The 19,908-nt window shown below is 69.3% G+C and carries 19 protein-coding genes and 1 pseudogene; 8 read left to right on the top strand and 12 right to left on the bottom strand.

Features of this window, described 5'->3' with window-relative positions; genetic code table 11:
- Positions 1 to 4: 4 nt before the first annotated feature.
- Positions 5 to 856 (bottom strand): helix-turn-helix domain-containing protein, encoded by an 852-nt coding sequence (locus OG589_RS32125; RefSeq protein WP_405141760.1) that lies wholly within the window; start codon positions 854 to 856, stop codon positions 5 to 7.
- Between the two features lie 413 nt (positions 857 to 1,269).
- Here OG589_RS32125 and OG589_RS32120 point away from each other — a divergent pair, with 413 nt between their 5' ends.
- Positions 1,270 to 1,470: a hypothetical protein gene (locus tag OG589_RS32120; RefSeq protein ID WP_405141759.1), complete on the top strand. Its 201-nt coding sequence runs from the start codon at positions 1,270 to 1,272 to the stop codon at positions 1,468 to 1,470.
- A gap of 106 nt (positions 1,471 to 1,576) precedes the next feature.
- Here the strand turns inward: OG589_RS32120 and OG589_RS32115 are convergent, their stop codons facing one another.
- Entirely contained in the window at positions 1,577 to 2,950 is a 1,374-nt protein-coding gene (locus tag OG589_RS32115; RefSeq protein ID WP_405140689.1) for an IS1380 family transposase, read from the bottom strand.
- Positions 2,951 to 3,080: 130 nt separating this feature from the next.
- Between OG589_RS32115 and OG589_RS32110 the strand changes: the two genes are divergently transcribed.
- A complete protein-coding gene (locus OG589_RS32110; RefSeq protein WP_405141757.1) occupies positions 3,081 to 3,329 on the top strand; it encodes an ATP-binding protein in 249 nt (82 codons plus the stop codon).
- A gap of 271 nt (positions 3,330 to 3,600) precedes the next feature.
- Here the strand turns inward: OG589_RS32110 and OG589_RS32105 are convergent, their stop codons facing one another.
- The gene (locus tag OG589_RS32105) at positions 3,601 to 3,825 is read right to left on the bottom strand and encodes a DUF397 domain-containing protein (protein ID WP_405141755.1); all 225 of its coding nucleotides are present in this window, start codon (positions 3,823 to 3,825) and stop codon (positions 3,601 to 3,603) included.
- Positions 3,807 to 4,031 (bottom strand): annotated as a pseudogene (locus tag OG589_RS32100) (Scr1 family TA system antitoxin-like transcriptional regulator); the annotation flags it as partial. The gene OG589_RS32105 and the pseudogene OG589_RS32100, both read right to left, overlap by 19 nt.
- 97 nt (positions 4,032 to 4,128) lie before the next feature.
- On the opposite strand from OG589_RS32100, the gene OG589_RS32095 reads away from it, so the two are divergent.
- Positions 4,129 to 4,764, top strand: coding sequence for a hypothetical protein (locus tag OG589_RS32095; RefSeq protein ID WP_405141754.1), 636 nt, complete (start codon positions 4,129 to 4,131; stop codon positions 4,762 to 4,764).
- Positions 4,761 to 5,915 (top strand): ATP-grasp peptide maturase system methyltransferase, encoded by a 1,155-nt coding sequence (gene tgmC / locus OG589_RS32090; RefSeq protein ID WP_405141752.1) that lies wholly within the window; start codon positions 4,761 to 4,763, stop codon positions 5,913 to 5,915. The genes OG589_RS32095 and tgmC overlap by 4 nt, the downstream gene beginning before the upstream one ends.
- 628 nt (positions 5,916 to 6,543) lie before the next feature.
- On the opposite strand, the gene OG589_RS32085 is transcribed toward tgmC, so the two are convergent.
- The 5 genes from OG589_RS32085 to OG589_RS32065 form a co-directional block, all read right to left on the bottom strand.
- Positions 6,544 to 8,514, bottom strand: a complete 1,971-nt coding sequence (locus OG589_RS32085; RefSeq protein WP_405141751.1) for a thioredoxin domain-containing protein — start codon at positions 8,512 to 8,514, stop codon at positions 6,544 to 6,546.
- Positions 8,515 to 8,786: 272 nt separating this feature from the next.
- Positions 8,787 to 8,909 (bottom strand): hypothetical protein, encoded by a 123-nt coding sequence (locus tag OG589_RS32080; RefSeq protein ID WP_405141750.1) that lies wholly within the window; start codon positions 8,907 to 8,909, stop codon positions 8,787 to 8,789.
- A gap of 63 nt (positions 8,910 to 8,972) precedes the next feature.
- Positions 8,973 to 9,422 (bottom strand): deaminase, encoded by a 450-nt coding sequence (locus OG589_RS32075; RefSeq protein WP_405141749.1) that lies wholly within the window; start codon positions 9,420 to 9,422, stop codon positions 8,973 to 8,975.
- On the bottom strand, positions 9,415 to 10,161 hold the full coding sequence (locus OG589_RS32070; RefSeq protein WP_405141748.1) for a RibD family protein: 747 nt from the start codon (positions 10,159 to 10,161) through the stop codon (positions 9,415 to 9,417). Before OG589_RS32070 ends, OG589_RS32075 begins: the two co-directional genes overlap by 8 nt.
- A 490-nt stretch (positions 10,162 to 10,651) precedes the next feature.
- Entirely contained in the window at positions 10,652 to 14,965 is a 4,314-nt protein-coding gene (locus OG589_RS32065) for an HAD-IC family P-type ATPase (protein WP_405141746.1), read from the bottom strand.
- 235 nt (positions 14,966 to 15,200) lie between these two features.
- On the opposite strand from OG589_RS32065, the gene OG589_RS32060 reads away from it, so the two are divergent.
- Together OG589_RS32060 and OG589_RS32055 are read left to right on the top strand one after the other, a co-directional pair.
- On the top strand, positions 15,201 to 15,521 hold the full coding sequence (locus OG589_RS32060; RefSeq protein ID WP_405141745.1) for a hypothetical protein: 321 nt from the start codon (positions 15,201 to 15,203) through the stop codon (positions 15,519 to 15,521).
- Between the two features lie 452 nt (positions 15,522 to 15,973).
- Complete coding sequence (locus tag OG589_RS32055; RefSeq protein ID WP_405152173.1) at positions 15,974 to 17,113, top strand: hypothetical protein; 1,140 nt, start codon at positions 15,974 to 15,976, stop codon at positions 17,111 to 17,113.
- A 4-nt stretch (positions 17,114 to 17,117) separates the two neighbouring features.
- Here OG589_RS32055 and OG589_RS32050 read toward each other — a convergent pair whose 3' ends face one another.
- From OG589_RS32050 to mca, 3 genes are all read right to left on the bottom strand, one after another.
- Positions 17,118 to 17,435 carry a GNAT family N-acetyltransferase gene (locus tag OG589_RS32050; protein ID WP_405141744.1) on the bottom strand — a complete coding sequence of 106 codons (318 nt, stop codon included), beginning with the start codon at positions 17,433 to 17,435 and terminating at the stop codon, positions 17,118 to 17,120.
- A gap of 29 nt (positions 17,436 to 17,464) precedes the next feature.
- Positions 17,465 to 17,725 carry a hypothetical protein gene (locus tag OG589_RS32045; protein WP_405141743.1) on the bottom strand — a complete coding sequence of 87 codons (261 nt, stop codon included), beginning with the start codon at positions 17,723 to 17,725 and terminating at the stop codon, positions 17,465 to 17,467.
- 75 nt (positions 17,726 to 17,800) lie between these two features.
- Positions 17,801 to 18,685, bottom strand: coding sequence for a mycothiol conjugate amidase Mca (gene mca / locus OG589_RS32040; RefSeq protein WP_405141742.1), 885 nt, complete (start codon positions 18,683 to 18,685; stop codon positions 17,801 to 17,803).
- A gap of 134 nt (positions 18,686 to 18,819) precedes the next feature.
- Between mca and OG589_RS32035 the strand changes: the two genes are divergently transcribed.
- Both OG589_RS32035 and greA read left to right on the top strand, forming a co-directional pair.
- Positions 18,820 to 19,257, top strand: coding sequence for a DUF4307 domain-containing protein (locus tag OG589_RS32035; RefSeq protein ID WP_405141741.1), 438 nt, complete (start codon positions 18,820 to 18,822; stop codon positions 19,255 to 19,257).
- A gap of 89 nt (positions 19,258 to 19,346) precedes the next feature.
- A complete protein-coding gene (gene greA, locus OG589_RS32030; protein WP_405141740.1) occupies positions 19,347 to 19,850 on the top strand; it encodes a transcription elongation factor GreA in 504 nt (167 codons plus the stop codon).
- Positions 19,851 to 19,908: the final 58 nt, after the last annotated feature.

Genomic DNA, 19,908 nt, shown 5'->3' with positions numbered 1-19,908 from the left:
ATCACTACATGAGTCTATCTGCTGCTTGCAACAGCATATCGGCTGAATCATTCGGGCTAAGCGCTGCCGCACGCAGGTAATCGAACACGGTTCCGTACTTCCGCACGTCAGCCGCTTCCTCCAGATAGAGCGCGCTTGCCATGTTCTCCAGGTACACCACGTCAAGGTCGCTCGGTGCGGGGAATCCTACGATGTTGAATGACCCTGCCAACGCTGGATGTGCTCCTGCGCGGTATGGCAGGACTTGAACCATCACGTTCGGCCGTCGGTCTGCCAGGCGCCGCAATTGCTCGGCTGCTGTCTCTGTCGTCCCGACATGCTGTCGGACGACTCCCTCACCGAGGACCACGGACAGTTCGAGCGGGCGATCGTCGGTAAGCCGCTTTTGTCGTTCCATCTTGACGGCCACGAGACGGCTTATCTCGTCGGGTGAGTCGCTCGGACGGAACGCTTCGATGATTGCCCGTGCGTACGCCTCGGTCTGCAACAGTCCCGGCACCAATGTTTGCTCGTAGTTCCTGACGGTGACCGCTTCTGCTTCCAACCCGATGAGCGTTGCGTACTCGCTGGGCAGCACGTTGCCGTAGTTCTGCCACCAACCGCGTTGCTGGGCTTCTCTGGCGAGGGTCAAGAGGGCTTCCCGTTCCGGTTCGCCCACTTGGTACAGATCGAGAAATAGGCGTAGGTCGCGGGGACGTATCCCGCGACGTCCTGTTTCGAGGCGACTGAGAGACGCGGCGGTCATCTCTACTTTCTCCGCTACTTCTTGCATGCCCATCGCGCGTTCGATCCTGAGTCTTCGCAGCTCAGAAGCTAGGCGACGACGGCGCACGGTTGGGCTTGTGTCCGCGGGCATGCGATCCCCTTTCTGGAAACTTCCATTGGAAGCTTCCAGAGGTAGTAGGTTTCCGGTAGCTTCCGGAGAGTGTACAGCCGGTGACAGTGAGTGATCGGCCGACGGCCATGCTGGCGCCAGGTCCATACGGCGCGCCGACGAAGGGCGGATTCGATGAAAGTGCCGTACGCGCAAGAGCAGTTCATTCACCTGGTCAGGTTGGCGTGGGACCTGCGTGAGCGGGGCCTGAGCGCTTCGGTTGACCTTTCGCGTGGAAAGGAACCGACCCTGTTGGTTCCTCGGGCGTCCAAGCCGCTAAAGGTAATGGCGCTGGCGCGCAAAGGGACGTGGTTCTTCACCTGGGGGCGGGGGGAGGGTCACAGAGTGCGGGCGCTGGCCCTCGACGCGACGGATCGAGTCTGGGAGGTGGCGCAATGAGGACCGTGGGATTTCTCGGCGCCGTCGATGTCCTGGCCAAGGCCAGTTCGATCACGCTGGCGCGGGGGTATGTGCGTAGCCTGCTGGCAGGGCATCCGGATGTGGAAGAGATTGAGCTGCTGGTGAGTGAACTGGTGGCTAGCCTCGATCTTTCGCGATCTTCGTTTGGTCGGCTGAGCGGTTCGGCTGGGAGTTGAATTCGCCGTTGTGGTCAGCCCAGTGGCCCGGCTGTCGCGCCGGGTGGGCGGGGTTCCACGGGCCCGACGGGCTCCTTTCGTGCTTGTTGGGGCGGTTTTGTGGTGGTCAGGTTGGTGCGGGTAGTGCTTGTAGCCGGGCGATGGCGGCGGTGAGCTGGCCGGCCCAGGGCCAGCGCGCGGGCAGGCGCAGTCGTAGCCTGCGGCCGCCGCGGACAAGGCGGGCGGCGACGGCGAACAGGCGTAGCCGAAGGCGTTTGGGTTCATACCGGCGGGCGTGCCCCTCCAGGGCGAGCATCTGCATCCAGGCCAGCAGTTCGCAGGCCAGCGCGACGATCTCCAGCCAGATCTGGTTCTGGGCGAAGTCATGCAGCGGGAGGTTGCGCAGGCCGGTGTCCTTGGCGGCTCGGATACGGTCCTCGCAGCGGGCGCGGCGGCGGTGGCGTAGCTCCAGATCGGCGAGCTGACCGGCTGGGGTGTTGGTGACAAAGCAGGTGAAGCGGTGCCCATCGATATCGGTGAACCGCAGTTGCGCCCCCGGGTGCGGGCGTTCCTTGCGAACGATGAGGCGCATCCCCTTCGGCCAGGCCGACAAATCCAGCATGCCGGTGAGCTCGGCGACCCAGGCGCCGGGCCGCACCTGCCGGTCGGCGTCGTAGGCCGGCGTCCAGGCACTGGCGGGCAGGGCCAGGATCGCGGCGCCGATGTCGTCGGTGAGGGTGAACCCGATCGAGTAGGGCAGTCGGCGGCCGGGCCGGGTCAGCCAGGTGAGGAACCCATGGGTGCCGCCGCCGGAGTCGGTGCGGATCAGCACACGGCGACGGCGGTTCTTGGGAAGCTGGGCCAGGGCCAAAGTGGTGGTGTCGATGTGGTCGGCGGCGGTGTTGGACCCGGCATTGCCCGCGCGCAGCATGATGGCCAATGGTTCACCGGCAGCGCCGGGGCCGTGGTCGGCGAAGGCCGTCATCGGGTGAAAGCCGAAGGTCTTCTTCCAGGTTGGTGTGGCCTGCTGTTTGTCGGAGTGGGCGATGACGATGGTGGCGTCGATGTCCAGCGGGATCAGTTCGCCCTCTGCGCCGGGCGCATCATGCCCGGCCAGGGCCCAGGCCCGCTCACGGGCGGCGGCACGGGCTACGCGGATGGCCTTCAGCGCCCGCATCGGGTCGGCGGCCAGTCGGTCGATCAGCCGCGAGACGGTGGGATCGGAGGCCACGGGGCCGAACAACTCGGGCTGAGCGCGCAGCATCGCGATGTCGGCCAGGCAGTCCCCGCCCAGCGCCAAAGTGACAGCCAGATCAGCGATGACCTTGCCGGGATCGTGGACCGCCCGCGTCGGCCGCCACCGCTCCAACCGATCCGATAGCGCCCGCTGCAGACCGGTGATGCGCAACGTCTCCAACAGCAGCAGCCCGCCGGCCTGCGAGATGAGCCCCGAACCGTCGGCGGACACCACGATCTTGCGCTGAGAGACGATAGTCTTCACGTGAAAAGTGCCTTCTGAACTGGCGCGGATTGGACCCTAGACAAGCCCTATCCTCCCAGCTCAAAGGCACTTTTCTCATGTAAACGATCAAGATGACTCAAATTCGCCGCGAAAGCCGCAGGCTAATGCAGTGCGGCACTCCAACTCCGGGCGTAGGTCGGGTGGGGTGGTGCGACTGGTGATAACCGACATCGTTCATGCCCTGCGGATCGAGGTGACCGATGAAGGTTCTGTCAGTGCCATCCCGCAGATTCCCGCTCAAATGGACACGCTCAGTGAAAGCGGGCGTGGCCTGTGGATGGTCCGAGAACTGTCGTCGGCCTGGGGCTGGAACGATGACGAGACGCGGCGGGTCGTCTGGTTCGAGATGGCGGGATGATGGCCCCCCTTGGACCCGTTACTCCCTTTCACTGACTGACGCGGCAACGATAACCGACCTCGTGCTGGAGTCGTCCTGGAGAATTGCGCCCACCCGTCACCCGCTTGACGGGTGATCCGTGTGCTGCCCACCCACACCGTTGTCCCTGCCACGCCAAGGCGAAGCATGCTTCGACCATCGAGCCGCGTAGGAGCTGTGCTGACGCGCGGCAGATATGGCCGACACCGCGAACTATCTCAAGTGCGGAGAGCCCACGCGCGAGGTCGAGGGCTCAATCGTCGATCTGGCTACCCTTGACGCTACTGAGGAATGCCCTCCAGCCGCCTGGCGTGAGGACGAGGACGGGGCCGGTCGGGTTCTTGCTGTCTCGAAGGGCTACGACTTCGGGGAGGTTGGTGGCTACTTCCACACATTCACCGCCGTTGTTACCGCTGCGGGAGCTCTTCCTCCACCTAGCCTTGGAGAGGTCCATGGCGGTCAGCTCTTTGTGGTCCATCGCTCTGCTGCTTCCTCAATCCTTGCGAGTGATTCGCCCGGACGATGCGCCTCTGTACGTAGTCTGTCATACCGGTCGGAGATCAGCTCAACGAGATCGTTTTCCGCTGACACCTCACCTTTGCCGGCGGAGTCCACAGATACGGTGGTTGGCGCGTCCGCCAGCTCCGCAATCACGAACGACGACGTCAGGCCATCGGTGCAAGAAGTGTCGTAAGGCCACTCTCCCTACCGCGCTCCGCCGCACTGGCCTACTCAGGATGCCACCTTCGCAGTCGGGGAAGCGCGCTTTGGATTCGGCGGTGTGCTGACAGCTCTCCACGATTGTCTGTGGATCAATCACCCATGGCGTAATCATGCCGCCGAGTACAAACCGGGGCAGCTTGTGACGGCCGCGGAATGCGGTTTCGCTCTCGCTCCTACGTTGATCACGAATGATCCGTTCGAAGCTCGGGCGTTCGCTGAAACGTATTCGCCGATCGTGTACAAGCCGCTGCGTCAGTCGATCCAGAAAGATCAAGACGGCGTCAACGGAATGATCTGGGTGCGGCCGGTTGATCCGGCTGAGCTGGATGACGCCGTGGCGGGAACCGCGCATATGTTCCAGGCCGAGGTGGAGAAGGTGGCCGATGTACGGGTCACCGTGGTCGGCCATCGCCTGTTCGCTGTGCGTATCGACAGCGGACTGATCGACTGGCGGGCCGACTACGACACTCTTACCTACACCCTGATTCCGTGTCCCCCTGCTGTGGAGTCATCCATTCGCCAGTACATGAGCAGCTATGGGCTCGTGTTCGCCGCCTTCGACTTCGCGCTCACCCCGACCGGGGGTTGGATCTTCCTGGAGTGCAATCCCAACGGTCAATGGGCGTGGATCGCCGAGCAGGAACAAGCGGTGGCGGATGCGCTGACCGATCTTCTTGAGAGGGGACATCTTTGACCAGTCCACCGACCGCACGACTACGGCAGGCACTGGCACGGCGTCTCGTCACCGACGACTATCTGCACGACATGGGGTGGATGGAGGCCGTTGAGACCATTCCTCGTGAGGTCTTCCTGGGCGAAGCGATCTTCCGTCCAACCGAAACGGAGAGCGGGACTCTATGGGAACCCTTGCGGCGCTCGGATGTGGGAGATGAGCAGTGGACGTCGTTCGCGTACACCAACCAGACGTGGGTGACTCAGGTCGGCGGTATCTCAGCGAGCGACGCGTCCCGTCCCCTGGCCGGCTCCCCTACGTCTTCTTCCACGCTGCCCGGCATAGTCATTCGGATGCTGGAGATCGCCGGGATCTCTGACGGCGACACTGTGCTGGAGATCGGGACGGGCACCGGGTACTCAGCGGCCCTGATGAGCCACCGACTCGGCAACAGGGCCGTGACCTCGATCGAGTATGACCCCGTGGTCGCCCAGCATGCCTGTGAAGCGATCACGGAAGCCGGATACGCACCCACGCTCGTCGTCGGCGACGGGCTGGCCGGGTACGAGAGGAACGCCGAATACGACCGTCTGATCGCTACCTGCTCAGTGCGCTACATTCCCGCCTCCTGGATGTGGCAGGTGCGCGACGGCGGCACCATCACGACCCCGTTTTGGGGGTGGATGAACGCCAACGGCCTGGCCAACCTCACGCTGGGGGATGACGGCACCGCAACAGGGCACTTCGACCCGTTCGAGGTGGCGTTCATGCCCGTACGTCCACATACCGCCCCTCCGTTGTCGCACTACCTGATCGGTCGCGGGGAGCGGCGGGAGAGCAGGATCGATCCGAACGTCCTCGATGATTCGACCGGGCTGTTCGTCGCGCAACTCGGAGCCCCGTCCGCGCAGCGCATGGGATCCGGGGACGAGGTGATCCTCCTCGACGTCGCCACCGGTTCCCAGGCCGCTACACAAGCTGATCCGGCAGGTGGATGGACAGTCCGCCAGCGCGGACCATTGCGACTGTGGGACGAGGTGGAGGACGCCGTAATGACCTGGCAGGGAGCCGGCTGTCCGCCGCAGTCGGCGTTCGGCCTCATGGTCACCAGGGATAGGCAATACGTCTGGCTCGGAGACACTGAAGGGCCGAACTGGAACCTGCCCGCCTGAGCTTGGTGTCCGAACTCGGGTTGCTGAAGTGCCAGTCATGGAGAGCTGGAGCCTGCTCCGCTTTGTCAGACTCCCGTGGCCCGGCACTGGCGTTCACGCCCAACCTATGGGCTGCGATAAGTGACCTCGGGCTGGAGCCGCCCTGGAGTATTGCGCCCACCCGTCACCCGCTTGACGGGTGATCCGTGTGCTGCCCACCCACACCATGGCCCCCACCAGCGCGGCGAACAGGACTCGTCACTTCCCGGGGCCTTCGGCAGGTGTTGTTCCTACCGCGTTGGATGGGGTCGATTTTTGGGTGGGCAACACCTGGATCACCACCCAGGTGCTTGACGGGTGGGCGAAATTAAGGACTCGTCACTTCCCGGGATCTTCGGCAGGTGTTGCTTCTACCGCATTTGATGGGGTCGATTTTTGGGTGGGCAACACCCGGGTCACCACCCAGGCGCTTGACGGGTGGGCGAAATTAAGGACTCGTCACTTCCCGGGATCTTCGGCAGGTGTTGCTTCCACCGCATTGGATGGGGTCGATTTTGGGTGGGCAACACCCGGATCACCACCCGACCGCTCGACGGGTGGGCGAAGAACTATGTGCCTCAAGCCTTCGCCCACCGGTGAGTCTCGCGCATCAGCGTGTGGTTGAGGCATGTAGTTCTCTGGTCAGGGCGGCGGGAGTGGTCACGGGGGCCTGGCAGGTGAAGTGGTGGCAGATGTAGGCGGCGGGGTGGCCGTTGACCAGGCCTCGGCCTTCCATCAGGGGCACGTTTCCGTCGCCGAGGGCGATCACGGTGCCGGGGACGCCGGCCATCAGCGCGGCCCGGTGCAGGGCGGTGGTGCGGGGGTCGTCCAGTGGGCCGGTGATCGCGACCTCAACCGGTCCGGCCAGCGCGGCCTCGGCGACCGCGAGGCCCCAGCCGGCGAACCTGGCGTGCTTGTCGGCGAGTACGGACACCGTGCCGATCGCCGCCTCTGCCGCTTCGCGGTGGCGCGCCGACCCCGTCAGGGCGCCGTACGACAGCAGCGCGCCCGCCGCCGCGAACTGCCCGGACGGTGTGGCGTTGTCGGTCGGGTCCTGGGGCCGCTGGAACAGCCGCTCGCCGTCGTCGGCGGTGTCGAAGAACCCTCCCGACCCGTCGGGGAACCGGTCGAGCACCGTGTCGAGCAGGGCGCCCGCCAGTTCGAACCACCGGGACTCCCCGGTGACCCCGTACAGCGCGATGAACCCATCGGCGACGTCCGCGTAGTCCTCCAGCACCCCGGCGTTGGTCCCGGCGCGGCCGTCCCGCGAGGTGCGCCACAGGCGTGAGCCGTGCAGGTGGACGTCGGCGAGCAGCTCCGCGGCCGTACGGGCCGCGTCGACGAGGTCGCGGCGTTCGAGGAGCGCGCCCGCCTCGGCGAGGGCGGCGATGGCGAGCCCGTTCCAGGCGGCGACCACCTTGTCGTCCCGGCCGGGGCGCACCCGGGCGGAGCGGGCGGTGAGCAGCTCCGCGCGCACGTCGTCGTACATCGCGCGATCGGAGGGGTCGGAGAGCAGTTGGAGCACCGAGGAGCCGTGCTCGAAGGTGCCCTCGGGCGTCACCTCGAACAGCGACGCGGCCCAGGCGCCGCGTTCCGCGCCGAGCACCTCGCGCAGCTCGGCGGGCGTCCAGACGTAGAACTTGCCCTCCACGCCCTCGCTGTCGGCGTCGAGCGCGGAGGCGAAGCCGCCCTCGGGGGTGCGCATCTCGCGGAGCAGCCAGTCGGCGGTCTCCAGGGTCACGCGCCTGGCCAGGGGGGACCCGGTGGCCCGCCACCAGTGGGCGTAGACCCGCAGGAGCAGGGCGTTGTCGTACAGCATCTTCTCGAAGTGGGGCACCACCCAGGCGGCGTCGACGCTGTAGCGGGCGAAGCCCCCGCCGAGCTGGTCGTACATGCCGCCGCGGGCCATGGCGCCGAGGGTCTTCTCGGCCATCTCCATGGCGTCGGGGGTGCCGTGCCTGAGCAGGAACTCCAGCACCATCGACGGCGGGAACTTCGGCGCCCCGCCGAAGCCTCCGCGGACGGGGTCGAAGGTGCGGGCGAGATCGCGCACGGCCGTCTCGGTCGTCTCGGCCGTCGGCAGGAGCCCTCCCGGCAGCGCGGAGCCCTGGCCGAGCGCCTCCACCACCTTGGACCCCTGGGAGAGCACCGCCTCGCGGTCCTCCGTCCAGGCCTGCGACACACCGGCCAGGAGCCGCTGGAACTGCTGCCGGGGGAAGTACGTGCCGGTGTAGAACGGATGACCCTCTGGCGTGGCGAAGACGGTCATCGGCCAGCCGCCGTGCCCGGTCATGGCCGTGGTGGCGTTCATGTAGACGGCGTCCACGTCGGGACGCTCCTCGCGGTCGACCTTGACGTTGACGAAGCGCTCGTTCATCATCGCGGCCGTCCCCGCGTCCTCGAAGGACTCGTGGGCCATCACGTGGCACCAGTGGCAGGCGGAGTAGCCGATCGAGACGAGCAGCGGCACGTCCCTCCTGCGGGCCTCCGCGAAGGCCTCCTCGCCCCATTCGAACCATTCGACGGGGTTATCCGCATGCTGAAGCAGGTACGGGCTCGTCGCGTCCTTCAAGCGGTTCATCGAGATCTCTCCCACCGTACGCGGAGCGTACGTTCTCGTCGCGTGAGGTGCGCAGAGCTGCGCGCCACCGTTACTACCCGCACGGTCCTCCTCACACTAGGCCGGGCACCGCCTGCCGCGAAACGAGTGGCCCGCCGGTGCGGTCGGCACCGGCGAGCCACCTCCCAGAAGGAGGTAAACAGCCGTTTGATGAAGGAACGCCGGAGAATGTCGAAGACGGCGCGCACCCCGTGGGTGGGCGCCGTCTCCGGAACGTCTTTCGGGCCGGGGCGTCAGGCCGTGGCGGTGACGAGCCAGGCGATGCCCAGCAGCACGACGACCGGGATCAGCCACATCACGGCCTCGACTGCGAACTCCTTGTACATCGTGTACTTCTCCCTCTGAGTGCCTGTCACGCCGCGAATGGCGCGCCATGCAGCATAACGGGCCGCGCAGGCAGCCTTGACCAGGCGAAAGGCCTACGCGTCGAAGAGGTGCGCGTTGACCTCGCGTACGTGGGGGGCCAGGCTGGGGATCTCGACGACCTCGACCCCCGCGTCGCGCAGGGTCTCGGCGCCGGTGCAGTCGACGAAGACGTCCGGTTCGCGCCAGGCGAAGACGACGCGGCGGATGCCGGCGGCGAGGATCAGCTCGGTGCAGCTGCGCGGGCGCGACGCGCGCGTGGTGCAGGGTTCCAGGGAGCTGTAGATCGTCGCCGAGGCGAGCCGGGGGTCGTCAGCGGGGATCTTGGCCAGGGCGGCCTCCTCGGCGTGGTCGTGGGGATCGCCCTCCCGTGAGTAGCCGGTGGCGATGACCTGGCCGTCCGCGTCCACGACGACGGCCCCGACCGCGAACGCGGTGGCCGAGGCGGGGCACAGGCGTGAGAGCTCGACCGTCTTGTCCAGCCATCGCAGGTCCACGTCAGTCATGGGACTCCTCGGACTCGCCGGGCACTCGGGAAAGCCCGCCGGACGCCCGGGAAACCGCGTCCGGCGCTTGGGGAAGGTAGCGCAGGAGGACGACGTCGCCGATCTGCCGAGTCTCGGCGAGGCGCAGCGGGTTCGCCGGGCCGTACGGGAAGGGGCCGGCGCCGACGAAGCGGGGAGCCGAGGGGTCGCCGACGAAGAACGGGGCGACCACCAGATGGAGCTCGTCGACGAGCCCCGAGGTGAGGAAGAGCGTGTGGACGCCGCCGCCGCCCTCGACCATGAGCCGCCGTACCCCGCGCGCGGAAAGGTCGGCGAGGACGCCGGGGAGGTCGAGCGGGTCACCGGCGTCCACCACGGTCGCCACGTCGGAAAGGCTCTTGCGAGCGCCGTCCACGCAGGAGGCCGCAGCGTACACGATCTTCTCGACGTCGCCCAGCGCGAAGAAGCGGGCGTTCGGGTCGAGGTCGCCGCCGCCGGTCAGGGTGACCTTGAGCGGGGTCTCGCCGAGCCCGCGCCGCACGCGCTCGGCACGGCGGGCCGCGGAGCGGACCAGGAGCCGAGGATCGTCCGCGCGGACGGTGCCCGCGCCGACCAGGATGGCGTCGCATCCGGCGCGCACCTCGTCCACACGGTCGAAGTCGGCCGCGTTGGACAGCGCGAGCGGTTCGCCGGAGGCGTCGTCGATGTAGCCGTCGATCGACGTCGCGACCGACAGGAGGATGTACGGGCGCTCAGCCACCGAGGGTCTCCATGACGTCAATCATGGACCCCCTGCGTCCGAGCGCCGAGTCCGACCGGCGGCTGCCCTCGCGAGGCGCGGGCGGTTCCGCCGGGGTGATCAAGACCGCCCGAGTGGCGGCCCTGTACTGCCAGAGTTCAGGCCGCCCGGAGAGCGGCCTTGTGTCACTGGATTCGGGCCGCCCGAGTGACGGCCCTGTACTTGCCGGGTTCAGGCCGCCCGAGTGGCGGCCCTGTACTTGCCGGGTTCAGGCCGCCCGAGTGACGGCCCTGTACTGCCGGGGTTCAGGCCGCCTGGGGGGCGGACTTCTCGATCCATACCTGTACGAGGCGCACGACCAGCGCCTCTACCAACATCACGGCCGCCTTGGCCAGCACAGAGGCAAGGAAGTTGTACACCGGGACCTCACAGTAGGGGATTGACTGCTTTATACAGCATTGAGGACCGATGTGACCACATGTCCAGATTGAAGTGACCGTTCGGTGAACGGTCAGTGACCGTTCCCTTCCGGCGGATTGATCAGCCGGCCCGCCACCCCCGCCGCGGTCCCGCTGCCCAGCCCGATCGCCCAGCCGAACGGGCCCACCGGCCGGCACCCGAACAGCTGGCTGAGCCCCGGAGTCGAGACGACCAAGAACAGGCACGCCAGTGACACCGAGGCGGCGGCCATGACCGTGCGGTCCCTGCCGCCGACCATCAAGGTCTGCACGAGCTGCGCCGACACCAGGCCGATCAGCCCGACGGTGTCGGCGCGCGCCTCCGTGCCGGTGGACCGCCCGAGCACCCAGGCGACGGAGGCCGCCGCGGCCGTGGTGGCCGCGCGCGCGTAGATGTCCCTGGTGAGCGCGGTGCCGAGCGATGCCTCCGGCCCCTCCGTCAGCAGCTTCTCCGGGCTCGTGGCGCTCGGCGGCCGGATGGCGATCGCCAGGGCGGGCAGCATGTCGGTGAGCAGGTTGACCAGCAGGAGCTGGCGGGCGTTCAGGGTGTTGCGGCCGGCGAACAGGTTGGACCCGACCGTGAACACGATCTCCCCGAGGTTGCCGCCCAGCAGGATGCCGAGCGAGTCGCGGACGGAGCTCCACATCGCCCGTCCCTCGACGATGGCCTCGACGATCGTCTCGATGCGGTCGTCGGTCACCACCACGTCGGCCGCCGCCCGCGCGGCCGGGGTGGCGCGCGAGCCGAGCGCCACGCCCACGTCGGCGAGCCTGATGGCCGGGGCGTCGTTGGCGCCGTCGCCGGTCACGGCCACGACCTTGCCCGCCCGCTGAAGCCCCGCGACGATCCGCGCCTTGTGCGCCGGGGTGACGCGGGCGAACACCGACACGTCCGGCAGCACGTCGGCGAGCGCGGCGTCGTCGATCGCGTCCAGCTCCGGCCCTGTCATGACCCGCAGGCCGTCGAGCACGTTCAGCTCGGCGGCGATGGCCTCGGCCGTGCTGGGATGGTCACCGGTGATCATGACCACCCGGACACCCGCGCGCACCAGCCGGTCCACGCTGTGCGCCGCCGTGGGCCTGACCGGATCGGCCAGCCCGAGGAAGCCCAGGAAGCACAGCCCCTCGACGCGGGACTCGTCGAGGTCGCGCCGGCTCGTCGCGGAGCGCTCGGCCACGGCCAGCACGCGGTAGCCCTGCTGGGCGAGCCGGTCGACCTCCTTGGTGAGCGCCTGGGCCGCCTCCTCGTCCAGGGGCGAGACCTCGCCGTCGTCCAGCATGCTGGTGCACCGGGTGAGCACCACCTCGGGAGCCCCCTTCACGCTGAGCAGGTGAGTGCCCCTGCCGCCGGGCACGGTCGTCCCCGGTCTCCCCGGGGTCCCGAGCACGGCGTGGTAGCCCCGGGCCGACTCGAAGGGCATCTCGTCGATCCGCTCCCAGGTGCCCACTCCCTCGGAGGGGACCACCCCGAGCCTCTCGGCCCCCTCCACCACCGCGCGGTCGGTGAGGTGCGGGACGGCCCGCTCGCCGCCGAGCTGGGGCCCCGCCCGCAGCGCCGCCGCGAGGATGTGCCGGAAGTCGTCTGGCAGGCTCTCGACGGGGTGCTCAAGGCGGCCGTCGGAGACCCGGCCCAGGGAGATGTGCCCCTCGGTGAGGGTGCCGGTCTTGTCGAAGCAGAGCACGTCGACCCGCCCGAGCGCCTCGATGGTCGACGGGTTGCGCACCAGCGTCTCACGCGTCGAGAGCCGCCTGGCCGCCGCCAGCTCGGCCACCGTGGCGATGAACGGCAGGCCCTCGGGGACCGCGGCCACGGCGAGGCTCACCGCCGGGGCCAGCGCCGAGGCGAGCGGAGAGCGGCGCAGCAGGTTGGTCACCATGAGCATCGCGCCCGAGCCGACGGCGACCGGCATGATCTGGCGGCTCAGGGCGCGCAGCCGCAGCTCGACTCCGGTCGGCGGCGCCTCCCGCTTTCCGAGCTCGGCCGTGCGGCCCGCCTCGGTCGCCGGGCCGGTGGCGACCACCACGGCCAGGCAGTGGCCCGCCGCGATCGTGGTGCCCTGGTAGACCATGGAGCTGCGGTCGGCCACCGCCAGGGCGGCGGTGGGCTCCGGTGACTTGGTGACGAGCTGCGACTCGCCGGTGAGGGGCGCCTCGTCCACTTCCAGGGCACGTGCCTTGAGCAGGCGGCAGTCGGCCGGAACGGCGTCTCCCGCCCGCAGTTCGATGACGTCTCCGCGCACGAGGTCGTCGGCGGTCGCGTCCACCGGCCCCTGCGGGCGGCGCAGCCGTACGGGGACGGCGGTGGCGTCGGTCAGCCGGGTGAGCGCCCGGTCGGCGTTGGTCCGCTGAGCTCCGCCGATGAGCCCGTTCACGGCCAGCACGCCGCCGATGAGCACGGCGTCCAGGGCGGACCCCATGGCGGCGGACACGCCCGCGGCGGCGGCCAGCACCGGCGTCAGCGGGTTGGCCAGCTCCTGGGCGGTCGCGCGGAGCAGCGAGGCGCCTCCGGTCTCCGGCAGGATCGGGGCGGTCCTGCGGCGGGCGGCCTCCGCCTCGCTGAGCCCGGCCGTCGTCGTGGACAGGCGGGCCAGCACGTCCTGCACCGGCAGCGCGTGCCAGGGCGTGCGGTCGACGTGCTGCGGCAGCCCGCCCCGGCCGAGGTCGCGGCCCGACCACGCGCCCGTCGCGAGGGTCACCAGCGACGTGCAGTCGCCGACGAGCTGCACCCTGCGCACGGAGCCCTCGGCGGCCCCGAGGACGGTGAGCGCGCCTCCGAGCACGGCGCCCGCGGCGGAGACCTTCACGCTGCGGTCACTCGTGGTCCTTGCCATGTGGAGCGACCTCAGCAGCAGGTGCGCCGCGTCGGGGCCGCCGATCACGTCCGCGTCCCACGGCGGGCGTCCCGCGTGGGTCAGCACGCCGATGCCGAGGTCGGCCTCGCGCAGCCCGCGACGGGAGCGCTGCGTCACGACGGCGACCCCGTGCCCGTCCGCCTGCAGGGCCCTCACGGACGCGGGGAGCCTCGCGCCCCCCGCGACCAGCCGCTCGGCGCCGAGCCGCCAGGCGAGGTCCGGGTCGCCGCCGGCCATGACGATCTTGCACGCGTCACCGGCGGCGCCGACGAGCGCCTCGGCGAACGGATGGACCTCGCGGACCACGCCGACCAGCGCGACCGCTTCGCCCTTGTAGGTGACGGCGACGGGCCGGATGCCCTTCTCCCGCCAGTGCGCCGCTTCGCCGGGAACCGACTCCGGCGGCTCGGCCGCCCAGTCGCCGTGCTCGCGGCGCGCGGTCGCGTCCGTGCCTTCGAGCAGCGCGTAGATGTGGGCGTGCAGGACTCCGGGATCGAGGTAGGCGGCCGGGGCCAGGGGCACCACCTCGTGGACGGTCCAGGTGCGCATCGTCAGGGCGTCGGCGTCGAACACCACCGTGTCGACGCGGTCCATGCAGCGCATCGCGTCGCGGTCCAGGACCAGGGCGCCCCGTCGCGCGACCGCGAGGCCCACGGCGCTGACGAAAGCGTCGCGCCCGAGCCTGGCAGCCTTGGGCGTCCCCGCGACGAGCATGGCGAGCGCCCGCTCGTGATCGGGGCTCACGATCGAGGTGATGCCGTACGAGGCGAGCGCGCCGACGCTGACGGTGTCCGCGTAGCGCTCGATCGGCCCGTACGGCACGGGGCGCGGGCGCGGGGTGACGGCCGTCCTGATGTGGCGGTAGCCGCCCTTCTTCCCGGCGAACTCCTCTTCCCTCGCCGTCCACGCCCGGCGGGCCACCGTGGACTCGGCGAGACGGCCCGCCGCCGCCACCGAGTCGATGAACAGGCCGAGCGGGCGCAGCGCGAGCGTCTGGGCGGCGAAGCGGGTCGTGGCGAACACCATGTTCGCCGTCGGCCGCCCGACACGGCGCTCCACCTCGTGCCGTACCCGGGGGGTGGACTCCGCGAGCTGGAGGAGGGCGGGAAGCGCCGCGGGCGCCTTGGTCACGCGCGTCACCCGGCCGGCCAGGGTCACGCCGACGCCCATGACGCCGGCGCCGAGCTCCACGAGCGCGCGGGCCTGGTTCTCGATCGCGTGCCGGGCCGCGTGGCCGTCGCCGTCCTGCTCCGTCACGTCCAGCTCGTCGACGATCGCGAGCAGCTTGCCGACGTCCACGGTGTCGCTGTCGCAGTCGACGAAGACGAAGCCGAGCGCGCCGTTCACCTCCGCCCGGTCCGCCCCGCCGAGGTCGACCAGACCCTTTTCGAGCGCGCGGGCCTCCCGCGAGGTCTCCGGGCCGCCGACGTTCCGCAACTGGACGCGGACGCCTCCCGCGTACTTGTGGACCTGCCGTGGACAGGGGAGCAGGCCGCGGACCGTCTCGGGGAGCAAGGACGCGATGAGGCCTACCGGACCCCTGAGGTCACGTAGCGGGAACAAAACGCCTCCAGGGAACCAGGTGCCGACAAGATGATCAGGCCGCGTGGCACGCGGCCTGATCATTCGACCCTAAGTATGCCCAGGTCAGGCGGTTGAACGCCTCTCTGTTGCGGTTGTCGTCGTCTGTGCCGTTCCAGCCCGCGCGGGCTAGGTTCCGGAGGCGCGCGACGACCGCGAGGGCGTACGGGTGGACGTCGACGAGGACGCCCGTGACGTCCGGGACCTGGAGGACGCCGGGGTCGACGCCCGTGTGGACGACGCCCGTGTGGTCGATGCTCGTGTGGACGATGCTCGTGTGGACGCTGCCCGGGATGCCCGTGTCGTCGCCCGGCCCGTCGACGGAGTGGTCCGCGAGGACGCCCGTGCCGAGGGCCGCTGGGCGGCCATGGGCTCCGGCTGGGACTTCTGGGCGGAGGCCCGCGCCGCCAGCATGGTCCCGGCTCCGATCGCCGCGGCCACCGGCCACTCCAACAGCCCGAAGGCCGCGAGCAAGCCCAGCCCGCCGTAGTAGGCGAGGCGCTCGGGCGGCGGGAAGAACGTCTTGGCGGTCTCCATCGCCCTGTCCATCTCCTGCCCTCGACTGCTGGACACGCCCGGCATGCGAGACATGTCAGGCATGTGCATTCGCGGCATCTTGGGCATGTGCGGGCGGTGGACGTGGAGGCTGACGACAGGAGTGTCGAGCTGGATCAGATCGCCGTCGGAACTGGATGTCGGTCGTGTGCGATCACGGCTCGCGCGCGACGTCTGGGTCACGGTCATGGCCCCCTCCTCGGGTGCGAAGCAAACTCCTCATTTCACCCTTTGCCCACTTCAGAGGTCACGGCTAGGGCCTTTCGTCCCGTCCTGACGTGTCGTCTCGCGGATCGGCGGACCGGTCCGCCCCGCCCATCGCGGCGTGCGAGCGATGGTCACGCTGTCACGTTCGGAGACATGGGCGTAGGCTCACGGGGCGTGAGCATGGATCTGGACTTCGTCAGCGAGCACGCGGGCCGGCCCGCCGCCCGCCTGACCCGGCGAGATGTCGCCCGGGCACTGCTCGCGCTGCCGAGTGGCCAGGCGCTGGTGGCCATACCCGACCTCCGCCGCGCGATGCTGGCGGCGGGCAACCCCCTGTCGGCCGCCTTCTGGGACTCCGCCAAGGCCACGCTCACCGGCATCGAGGCCGGCGTGGCGACGGTCGGGGACGTCCAGCGGTGGCTGGAGTCCACCGGCACCGAGCCCATCCTCATCACCCGCAGCTATTTCGTCTGGCCGGAGGAGGGCGAGCGCGGCCCGGTGGCGGCCGAGCTGTACGAGCGGCTCGTGGCCCATCTGGAGCAGCACGTCAGCGGTGGCGGCATCGACCCCGACCGGCTCGTGGCGGGCGACTCCGAGGCCCGCGAGGTCTACGAGGGCATCCAGGACCGCTGGCTGTCCACCGCGCTTCCCGACGGGCGGGTGCCCAGCATCGCGGTCGGTGACGAGCTGGACGAGGGGCTGTTCGCCTCCTGGGACGAGGAGGAGGCGTTCGCGCTCAGCGAGCTGCACCGCGTGCTCGCCGACCTTCCCGAGCCGCCGTGCCCCGAGGACGACCTGGACACCGCGGCCCGGCGGCTCCGCGTGGTCCTGGGGGAGCCGGGGTACCCGGGCACCGTGCTCAAGGCCTGCGCGGGCCTCGACGGCGGCCCGCTTCCCGAGAGCGACACCGAGCTGTGGCTCATGGTGGCGGCGGGCATCGCCTCGCCCGTCTCCGACCTGCAGGACGAGGACGAGCACCAGTTCTGGGACCTGGAAGGCGAGCTGAGCCAGGAGGACGCCGCGCTGGCCGCCATCTGCACCATCCACCACGCCGACTGGCTCGCCGCGGTCATCGCGCTCGCACGGCGCGGCCCCGGCGTGCTGGCCTCGCCCGAGCGCATCGCGAGGTTCGTCGCCGAGTCCGAGGACATCGACGTCGAGATGGACGACCCCGAAGACCTGGAGACCACCGAGGCGCTTTTCACCTCGGTCACGCCGCTGTGGCAGCGGCTCGGCATCGTGGACGACAAGGCGATACTCACCCCGCTCGGCTGGTGGGGCCTGCCGAAGGCGCTGGAGCGCGCGTGGGCGCCTGAGTGACGCGTCAGCCGGTGGGCTCCGCCGCGTCAGGACGGTGCCCGGCCACGAGGTCGCGGTACTCGGGGTGGCGCTCGATGTAGCGCGCGACGAAGGGACAGCGCGGCACCACCGACAGCCCGGCGGCGCGCGCCGAGTCGAGGGCGTCGTGCACCAGGCGGCTTCCGAGCCCCTGCCCCTCGAACGCGTCGTCCACCTCGGTGTGGGTGAAGACGAGCCGGCCGGTGAGGCGGTGGTACTCCGCGAACCCGCCCAGCTTGCCGTCGACCGTGATCTCGAAGCGCTTGGCGTCCGGGTTGTCGGTTACCTCGATCGCGTGGTCCATGTGGGGGATCCTCTCGTGGACCACAGCGCTCAGCGGGTCCCGTTGGGTCGTGGGTGGGCTTCCTGCTCGCCGGGCTCGGGCGTGCCCGGCTCGGCTTCGCGCTTGCCCAGCTCGGCTTCGCTGGGAACCTCGATCTTGGAGATCTGCCTGTTCATCGACTTCACCAGGAGGTACAGCGCGACGCCGATCGCGGCGACCACGAGGAAGCCGATGAGGCCGGGGCCGACCGCGGCGGCCGGAGCGGCGGCTCCCGGCAGGGAGGCAGCGGCTTGTGCGGTGAAATCAGTCACCTGTCAAGTCTGCCACCAGGGGGCGCCACCCCCTGCGGCGGCAGGCTGGTGACCTGCCGCCCGGGGGCTTTCGCCTTACTGGTGGGCGCGTGAGACCTCGCCCGCGTGGATGCCCGCGAACAGGTCGTCCTCGGGCAGCGCGGTGTCGACCAGCGACCGGGCGAGGTGGTAGTCCTCGGTGGGCCAGATCTCCCGCTGCAGGTCGCGCGGGCAGACGAAGAAGAAGCCGTCCGGGTCGATCTGGGTGGCGTGCGCGAGGAGCGCCAGGTCGCGGGTCTCGAAGTAGTCGCCACACGGCACGCGCGTGGTGATCTCCCACTTCTGCGGGCGGTCCTCCCAGCGGGCGATCCAGTCGCCGTACGGCGAGCCGATGCCCCGGTCGGTCATGGCCTCGTGGAGCGCCTCGAACCGCTCACGGGTGAAGCCCATGTGGTAGTAGAGCTTGAGCGGCTGCCACGGGTCGCCCGCGCCGGGGTAGCGGTCGGGGTCGCCGGCCGCCTCGAAGGCCTCGACGGAGATCTTGTTCGTCATGATGTGGTCGGGGTGCGGGTAGCCGCCGTCGTCGTCGTAGGTCAGGATCACGTGCGGCTTGAACGCGCGCACGGCGGCGACCAGCGGAGCCGCCGCGACCTCCAGCGGCTGGAGCGCGAAGCACCCCTCGGGCAGCGGCTCGCTCTCGTCCTCGGGCAGGCCGGAGTCGACGAAGCCGAGGAAGCTCTGCTCGACGCCGAGGATCTCGCGCGCCTTCTCCATCTCCTCGCGCCGCACCTCGGTGATGTTCTCCAAGATGTCGGGCCGCTCCATCTTGGGGTTCAGGATCGAGCCGCGTTCACCACCGGTACAGGTGCAGACCAGCACGTCGACGCCTTCGGCCACGTAGCGCGCCATGGTGGCGGCTCCCTTGCTCGACTCGTCGTCAGGGTGCGCGTGTACGGCCATCAGCCTCAGCGGTGCACTCACGGCTCGGTTTCTCCTCAGTTGTCCAGGACAGCTCCCCCGAGAGGCTAGTTTCTCCTGGGGCGACGCGCAGGGCGGAGCCCCCGCAGGGGACAATTGTCTCGTGCAACGACGAGGGACCGCTGGGAGATTCCGCGATGGCCGATAGTGGTGTCGGTTCGGGCGTGGCAGGGCCGGTCCTCGGGACCCCGGACTCCTTTCCTGACCGTCCGGGACGCTTCGGACGAGGCGGGAGATCCATTGCCTTCCTCATCATCGGGATCTTTATCGCGATCGCGATGGGTGGCTGGGGTTACGTCATGATGTCCGCCAAGGGAAATCCTGACGTGATGACCGAAGTGATCGCTTTCCAGGTGGGCGGGCCGAGCTCGATCACGATAACCTTCCAGGCGCACAAGGCCGCCGACCGCGCGGCGGTGTGCAGGCTGCGGGCCACCGACACCGACCACGTCGAGGTGGGCACCCGCGACGTGACACTCCCCGCCGGGCAGGCGGATGTCCAGCTGACGGAGCGCCTGGAGACCAGCGCCCGGGCCACTTCGGGCCACGTGCAGTACTGCTATCTCGTACAATGAGACTTTTGGGAAAGCGTTCGGCGGGGTTAATTTGTTAGTCTCCCCGAATTCGAACGCTCGCAACTCTCACGAGTACGCAAGGAGAACCCGTGGTCGACTCCCGCGAAGAGAACGTCACCTGGTTGACGCAGGAGGCGTACGACCGCCTGAGGGCGGAGTTTGAGTATCTCTCGGGGCCCGGGCGTGTCGACATCGCCAAGAAGATCGAAGCCGCTCGCGAAGAGGGAGACCTCAAGGAGAACGGCGGATACCACGCCGCCAAGGAGGAGCAGGGCAAGATGGAGGGCCGCATCCTCCAGCTCCGCCAGCTCCTCGACCAGGCGAGAGTGGGCGAAGCCCCGCGTGCGGAAGGCGTTGTCGGCCCCGGAATGACCGTGACCATACGGTTCGACGGTGGCGACGACGAGGAGGTCACCTTCCTGCTGGCCTCCCGCGAGGAGAGCGGCGCCCCGATCGACGTCTACTCGCCCCGCTCCCCGCTCGGTGCCGCGATTAACGGCAAGAAGATCGGTGAGAGGGCCACCTATACGCTGCCCAACGGCAGGCAGAACACCGTGGAGATCCTTGAGGCGGTGCCGTACATCGGCAACTGACCCACCCCTTCGACACCCACGTCCGACCCTGTGACATGATCCGCCGGAGCGCCGCTTC

The sequence above is a fragment of the Sphaerisporangium sp. NBC_01403 genome (assembly GCF_045040145.1).
Classification (GTDB): Bacteria; Actinomycetota; Actinomycetes; order Streptosporangiales; family Streptosporangiaceae; genus Sphaerisporangium; species Sphaerisporangium viridialbum.
The sequence above is the reverse complement of the archived record's forward strand: the minus strand, read 5'-3'. Positions and strand labels throughout refer to the sequence as shown.